Genomic DNA, 6775 nt, shown 5'->3' on the forward strand with positions numbered 1-6775 from the left:
GAGTCCCGTCCACTCCGCCACTATTTTAAAAAGCCCTAATCGAAAGATTAGGGCTTTTTTACGTCTGTATAAAAGACATCTATTTTATAAATGAATAATTATTTTGTTAAACGTTGATATGATGATCTAGAGTTTAGTGTATTAATATAACTTATATTGAGTCGAAAGGTACTTAGTCTTCGATAAAGTGTAATGTAGTCTTGTGTCGTCGTAAGTAAAGCTAGCCACCGTTTTATAGTCTAAGTAATGTTGTTATTCTGCAAAGTTAGGTTGTAATCAATTATTGTGTAGATGAGGCCTGATATTATAGCAATAATTTATTATATATTTAGCTATTGGATGTTTTTGCTTCAGTAAAGCTTCCATATCTCCTGTTAGGAACCCATTCACTTTAAGCTTCTCATTGGTCTATTACCCCCAACAATTGCAGCGGCGACTCATTCTCTGAATTATTTTATATCGCCATAATTTTTGTCTGAATTTTAAGCTTGTATAGTGGTGACATTGATTGCTATGAAATATGAGGCTTAAAGTTTTTGCCTAACTCATCGAAAGCGTTTTAGCGGTCTGGTAAAAGTTATGATGACTAATCATTTTTCGTGGAAATAGATTAATAATAACTAAATAACCCTCTATTGTACCAATTAAAATGTAAGTTACATCACCGGCCAAATCTGATTTTGGCGCTTAACATCAAGTTATTCCATTAGCTTAGTTATACGCTCTCTTAGATACCATCTTTGCTATGCTTTTCGCCTCAGCAGAGCTATTACTGATGGGCGGGATGTTTTGAGTATAACTTTTGTATGTCATTATTATCCTCAAGACGAGCAAACTTCTTTTTGAATTCACGAATTTCTATCTGATCGAGAGTTATAGGTTATGCATTTGGCATCACCCCGCTTAATTCATCTTATCGCTGTTTAACCAACGTAGTCATAGCTGATTTAGCTTTAAAGGCTTCAGTTATTGTTGTTAACTGAGCAGAGTTGGTTGGGCGTGTTTTTAGATGGATAAATTCATTATGCCATTAAATTAGATCATGTTATTTAGTATCTAATACAAGAATGGTTAAGCTAATTAGATAGGAGTTGTTAACTGGTTTTTGGGGTATTTGAAATTTTTAAAAGGTGACTTGAAGAGTATAGTGCTTGATGAAAAAGCATGAGATTGTCTAGTTCCCATGCTCTAATTTATTAATTATAGAATTTGATTCAAGATATGATCTGCCTTAATGCGCTTGATTCGTTTTATTAAGCGTTTTACATCAATAGGGTAGCTATCTAGCTTATCGATTTGCTTATATGAACCAATAACTTGAGTATGTTTAAATATTACATCAAGCTCAGATTGTTTACTTGAAAGAAGCAGTTGTTCGGGATCTTGTAATAGTAATCCATTTTCTAAATCTAACTTCCAGGCTCTTGGGTTTAAGTTACTTCCTGTTATAAGTGTGAACTCATTATCGATCCACATACCTTTTAAATGGAAACTGTTGTTTTCATGTTTCCATAAATGAAGGGATAACTGTCTATTAGCTATGGAGGATTCGTTTGATTTAGCAAAGTTCCTTAGATTTATTTCATATAAATAAGGTAACCCTGCAATGGTTCTAAATTCATCTTCAGGAGCAATATAAAAATCATTAGCTGTTTTGTCTCCAACAATAATCGTTACTCTTACACCGCGTTGTAGGGCCTTTTTAAGCTCTTTTGCTATAGGCTTAGGGAAGTTAAAGTACGGCGTGCAAATCGTAATTTCTGATGTTGCAGATGCCAATAATAGCTTTATATGATTATTTAACTTATTACCTTTACGTCCTAGGCCAACTAGTGGTGTAACACCAACTTCTCCTGTCTTTCTTAATTGAGGAGTAAATTGGTAATTTGATACACTTAGTTGTTTACGAAGTTCCTTTATTGCCGGTTTTAATGTTTTTGTATTAGGGCGGTTTTTTTGTGATAAACAATTTACTGCAGGGCTTGTAATTAATGTTTTGTTAATGAAAGACACCATCGAATTAGCTAAATCGCTGTTATTTAATATGTGGTATCGATCAAAACGGTATTTATCTTTATGAGCTAAATATACGTCGTTTAAACTTGCACCACTGTAGATAACAGTATCATCAAAAACAAAGCCTTTTAAATGAAGAACACCAAAAACCTCTTTATTACGTACTGGAACTCCTAGTACATTAATTGAGTGTTTATATTTTTCAGAGAACTCTCTATACAGTGCAGCATTTCCATCGCTAGCTTCAGCGCCAATTAAGCCTCGTTGTGCTCTGTGCCAATCAACAAGTACATTAATATCAAGTGTTGGTTGCTTCTGTTTTGCTTCATATAATGCGGTGAATATTTCTCTTCCTGCATCATCATTTTCTAAGTAAAGAGCGACGATATAAATACGATGCTTGGCTTTTTCTATTTGTTTTAACAGTTCATACCGAAAATCTTGAGCAGAATGAAGAGTCTGAATATTCTCAGGATTTTGAGACAACATTGGAAGTTTTGATAGCTGTTCTTTACTTTCTTGAGATTTTGAGTTCATAACCGATCATTAAATTATCAATATAAGATCGATAATTTTAGCAAACTAAATGGCTATTGCCGAGAGTAATATCAAATAGTTGATTTTTTATATGTTAAAAGATTTAGTTTTTTCCCATCTTTTGTATAACGCTCGTGTTTAATCTTAATTGCATTTGGTATCGTACTATCCTCTATATGTTTAAAATTATTTTTTAAATAAAATCCACAGAGGGTCGGTTCGCATAGGCAATAAGAGGTGTTGAATGGTAAAAATGATGGAAGTTGCTTTAATAAATAGCTACCTAAATTTTGTTGTCTCATTTCTTTTATAATCATCATTCCGGTTAAAAACTGGCAGTCTTCATATACCTTTATCCGTATCGCACCGACCATTTTGTTATCTGCTTCTAAGATAACAATATCTTCTTTTCCCTTTGGTTTTCCTGATGGATAATTTTCTTTGTATAACTTATGTAGGAGAGGAAGACGAATTTTATCTAAGTAGGAAACGGTAAGATTCATTTGTAGTATTCTATATAGTTTGTATGGATTAAGTTAGAATGTACTTAATTTAGCCTTTAAAATATAGTCGATATGAAAATTTTACCTACCAAAAATTTAAAGCCTTACAATAGCTTTTCTTTAAATGAAGACGCAGACCTGATTATTGAAGCTGAAAGTACCCAAGACTTAGTTTATATCTGGTCTTGTGAAGAATATTCTAATTTAACTAAACTTCCTCTAGGCAGAGGTAGTAACACATTATTTTGTGGCGCCTTTCCTGGTGTGGTTATTTTGAATCGAATCTTGGGGAAACAGGTTATAGAACTTGATGATAGCTACTTGATAACCGTCTCAAGTGGTGAGGATTGGCCGGATTTTGTCGAATGGTGCGTTGAAAATAATTATTACGGTGTTGAAAATCTTGCAATGATACCTGGTTGTGTAGGGTCTTCTCCTATACAGAATATAGGAGCTTATGGCGTTGAACTAAAAGACGTCTGTGATTCTGTCGAATATTTAGACCTTACTACATTAAAACTTAACACATTGAAGAGTGAAGAGTGTTTCTTTGGTTATAGAGATTCTATTTTTAAACAAAAATTAAAAGATAACGTGATCATTACATCGGTTACTCTGCGACTAAATAAGCAATGGAAACCATTGTTGTCTTATGGGCCGTTAGCTTGTTTAGATAAAATAGATACAAAAGCTAAAGATGTATATAAAAAAATATGCGAAATTCGTTCAAAGAAGCTACCTGATCCTAACATCTTAGGTAATGCAGGCAGTTTTTTTAAGAATCCAATAATCTCAAATAAACAATATACAGACTTAATTAGTCTTTATCCAAATATGCCGGCTTATTCATTTGGAGATGCAAAGAAAATTGCTGCAGGGTGGCTTATTGATAATGCAGGGCTTAAGGGCTTCAATATTAACGGGGCTGGAGTCCATAAAGAACAAGCACTTGTTTTAGTTAATAATGGAAATGCGACTTCTTCTGATGTTTTAGAATTAGCAAATTATGTTAAAGCGAAGGTGTTTGATATGTATCAAATAGAGCTAGAACATGAAGTAAGATTTTATTTTGAGGCAAAAGAAACGTTTTTATCGGAGCTATTTAATGAAAGATCATGCTAAAAAGTTGGCAATACTTAAGAAATTAAGTGATGGTCGTTTTCATTCTGGTGAAGATCTTGGTGAAAGCTTAAGTATTTCACGATCAGCTATCAGTAAACATATTACAGCGATTCAAGATTGGGGTTTATTAATTTATAAAGTTAAAGGTAAGGGGTATGCATTATCAGTTCCGATAGAACTCCTATCGTTAAACAGTATAACCTATAATAAATTACCAAAGCCTGAGTTGTTAGGTGTTGTTGATTCAACAAACCAATATTTGTTGAATCGAATGGATCAATTAGACTCCGGCCAATCTTGTTTTTCAGAGTACCAGGAATCAGGTAGAGGTAGACGAGGGCGAACTTGGGTATCACCTTTTGGCGGTAATATATACTTCTCTCTTTATTGGAAACTTGATAATGGTTTAGCTGCCACTATGGGGTTAAGTCTTGCTGTAGGAGTTGCTGTTGTTAATGCGTTAGAGAAATTAGGCTGTAATAATTTAAAATTGAAATGGCCAAATGATATTTACTGGAACGATAAAAAATTAGCTGGCGTTTTAATTGAACTTTCAGCACAGTCTGGTGGTGCAGCTCACGTGGTTATTGGTGTTGGTATTAATGTAGCTCTTGATCCTCGATTTGATGCTGAAATTGATCAACCATGGGTAGATCTAACATCGATTTTAGGTAAGAAAAACCAAAGAAACAGACTTGCTAATGAATTATTAATATCTTTGCATCAAAGCATGATTGAATTTGAGACCTTTGGGCTAAAACCGTTTGTGAAAAGATGGAAGAATTTAGACAATTTTATGGATAAAGAGATTACTTTGCAAATGGGGTCAAATAAGATTTATGGGGTATGTAAAGGCATTGATGAGCAAGGAGCGATTCTATTAGAGCATAATGGGCAAACCGCTTCATTTATTGGGGGAGAAATATCAATTAAAAAAGGTTAACTACTTTCGAATTGATACACTATTGATTGAATGGTTTTTTGTTTTTGATAAGATCAAGCTTGCTCGGTTTCTAGTTGGCAAAATATTTTCTTCTAAATTAAGACCATTAATCGAATCCCAAATGTGTTCAGCTTTATTGATTGATTTATCGATTGATAGTTCAGTGTAATGGGAAAAATATGCCCCTTTTTGTTTGAAAGCACTTGTTCTTAGTTTTAAAAAACGTTCTACATACCATTGTTTTAATTGTTCTTTAGAGGCATCAACATAAATTGAAAAATCTAAGAAGTCAGATACGAATCTATTATGTTGTTTATTAGGGTAATCATAACTATTTTGCAGGACATTTAGCCCTTCAATAATTAGAATGTCAGGTTTTCTGATTATCTTTTTTTCTTCCGTAATATCGTAGGTAAGATGTGAATAGATAGGAGCTTCTACAGCATCTTTACCACCTTTTATGTCAGCAATAAAAGAAACTAAAGAAGGCATATCATAAGATTCAGGAAATCCTTTTCTGTGCATAATCGCCCTGTCATTTAAAACTGCATTCGGGAACAAGAAACCATCTGTTGTAATTAAGTCTGTTCTTAAATTAGGGATTAATTGATTAAGTAACGTTTGAATTATTCTCGCGGTTGTGCTTTTTCCAACAGCAACACTTCCAGCTATACCTATTATAAAAGGAGAATTTATCTCATCATTTAATAAGAAATCCTCCAAAATGGCATTTTTTTTTCTATGACTATCAATATTAAGCTGGAGTAGCCTGATTAATGGAAGATAGATCTCTTCTACTTCTGCGATATTGATTTCTTCATTAATACCGCGTAGTTGTGTAAGTTCTTGCTCAGTTAATGTTAAAGGAGTTGAATTACGTAATTCAGCCCAACTTTCACGGGGGAAGGTTAAGTAAGAGCTCACAATGTTTACCTATCGGAGATAAAGAAGGGTGAACAATACAATAAGGAAGAATAAGAAAAAAGTGTTCTTATCTTATTTTTAATGATGAATTTGATTGAATCGGCAGAAATTACATTGAAAAGATAAAAAAAAACACTTTATTTGATTTTTAAGTTGCATGATATTTCCAGATTAACTAGAATGCGCACCAATTGTGCCGACTTAGCTCAGTAGGTAGAGCAACTGACTTGTAATCAGTAGGTCACCAGTTCGACTCCGGTAGTCGGCACCATCATCTTTAACTTCTAAATTTAGAGTTCGAGAGATTAAAATTTGGAGGGGTTCCCGAGTGGCCAAAGGGAGCAGACTGTAAATCTGCCGCGCAAGCTTCGATGGTTCGAATCCGTCCCCCTCCACCATATTTCAAGGTAAAATAGCTCAGTCGAGTTACATTGCGTGCATCGTATAATGGCTATTACCTCAGCCTTCCAAGCTGATGATGCGGGTTCGATTCCCGCTGCACGCTCCATCTCCTATTTTCCTTATATGATTTTTTTCAAATATATTTTTTGGTTACGTGGTCATATTATATACCACCAATAGCCGTACCTAGAGGGACTATCATGTCTAAAGAAAAATTTGAACGTACGAAACCGCACGTAAACGTTGGTACTATCGGCCACGTTGACCACGGTAAAACAACTCTAACTGCTGCTATCTGTACTACACTAGCTAAAATTTACGGTGGCGT

6 protein-coding genes and 3 tRNA genes are annotated in these 6775 nt (G+C 34.2%); 6 read left to right on the plus strand and 3 right to left on the minus strand.

Annotated elements, in window-relative coordinates; genetic code table 11:
- Positions 1–1200: 1200 nt before the first annotated feature.
- Positions 1201–2553, minus strand: a complete 1353-nt coding sequence (gene pssA / locus A6E06_RS12885; RefSeq protein WP_065593233.1) for a CDP-diacylglycerol--serine O-phosphatidyltransferase — start codon at positions 2551–2553, stop codon at positions 1201–1203.
- 71 nt (positions 2554–2624) lie between these two features.
- The gene (locus tag A6E06_RS12890) at positions 2625–3056 is read right to left on the minus strand and encodes a GNAT family N-acetyltransferase (RefSeq protein WP_065593232.1); all 432 of its coding nucleotides are present in this window, start codon (positions 3054–3056) and stop codon (positions 2625–2627) included.
- Positions 3057–3128: 72 nt separating this feature from the next.
- On the opposite strand from A6E06_RS12890, the gene murB reads away from it, so the two are divergent.
- Together murB and birA are read left to right on the plus strand one after the other, a co-directional pair.
- Positions 3129–4178, plus strand: a complete 1050-nt coding sequence (murB, locus tag A6E06_RS12895; protein ID WP_065593231.1) for a UDP-N-acetylmuramate dehydrogenase — start codon at positions 3129–3131, stop codon at positions 4176–4178.
- The gene (gene birA / locus A6E06_RS12900; RefSeq protein ID WP_065593230.1) at positions 4162–5121 is read left to right on the plus strand and encodes a bifunctional biotin--[acetyl-CoA-carboxylase] ligase/biotin operon repressor BirA; all 960 of its coding nucleotides are present in this window, start codon (positions 4162–4164) and stop codon (positions 5119–5121) included. The genes murB and birA overlap by 17 nt, the downstream gene beginning before the upstream one ends.
- On the opposite strand, the gene coaA is transcribed toward birA, so the two are convergent.
- Positions 5122–6045, minus strand: a complete 924-nt coding sequence (gene coaA / locus A6E06_RS12905) for a type I pantothenate kinase (protein ID WP_065593229.1) — start codon at positions 6043–6045, stop codon at positions 5122–5124. It lies immediately after the preceding gene.
- A gap of 195 nt (positions 6046–6240) precedes the next feature.
- Between coaA and A6E06_RS12910 the strand changes: the two genes are divergently transcribed.
- From A6E06_RS12910 to A6E06_RS19610, 4 genes are all read left to right on the plus strand, one after another.
- Positions 6241–6316, plus strand: a tRNA-Thr gene (locus A6E06_RS12910).
- A 43-nt stretch (positions 6317–6359) separates the two neighbouring features.
- Positions 6360–6443: transfer RNA gene (locus tag A6E06_RS12915), tRNA-Tyr, on the plus strand.
- A gap of 35 nt (positions 6444–6478) precedes the next feature.
- Positions 6479–6553, plus strand: a tRNA-Gly gene (locus A6E06_RS12920).
- 94 nt (positions 6554–6647) lie between these two features.
- The coding region (locus A6E06_RS19610; RefSeq protein ID WP_238933831.1) for a GTP-binding protein at positions 6648–6775 on the plus strand (128 nt) is incomplete at its 3' end.

The sequence above is a fragment of the Aliivibrio sp. 1S175 genome, assembly GCF_001690985.1.
Lineage (GTDB): Bacteria > Pseudomonadota > Gammaproteobacteria > Enterobacterales > Vibrionaceae > Aliivibrio.

Bases quoted from the DNA above. Each gene is read 5' to 3' on its own strand.
- pssA (WP_065593233.1), bottom strand. From the start codon at position 2,553: ATGAACTCAAAATCTCAAGAAAGTAAAGAACAGCTATCAAAACTTCCA.
- A6E06_RS12890 (WP_065593232.1), bottom strand. From the start codon at position 3,056: ATGAATCTTACCGTTTCCTACTTAGATAAAATTCGTCTTCCTCTCCTA.
- murB (WP_065593231.1), top strand. From the start codon at position 3,129: ATGAAAATTTTACCTACCAAAAATTTAAAGCCTTACAATAGCTTTTCT.
- birA (WP_065593230.1), top strand. From the start codon at position 4,162: ATGAAAGATCATGCTAAAAAGTTGGCAATACTTAAGAAATTAAGTGAT.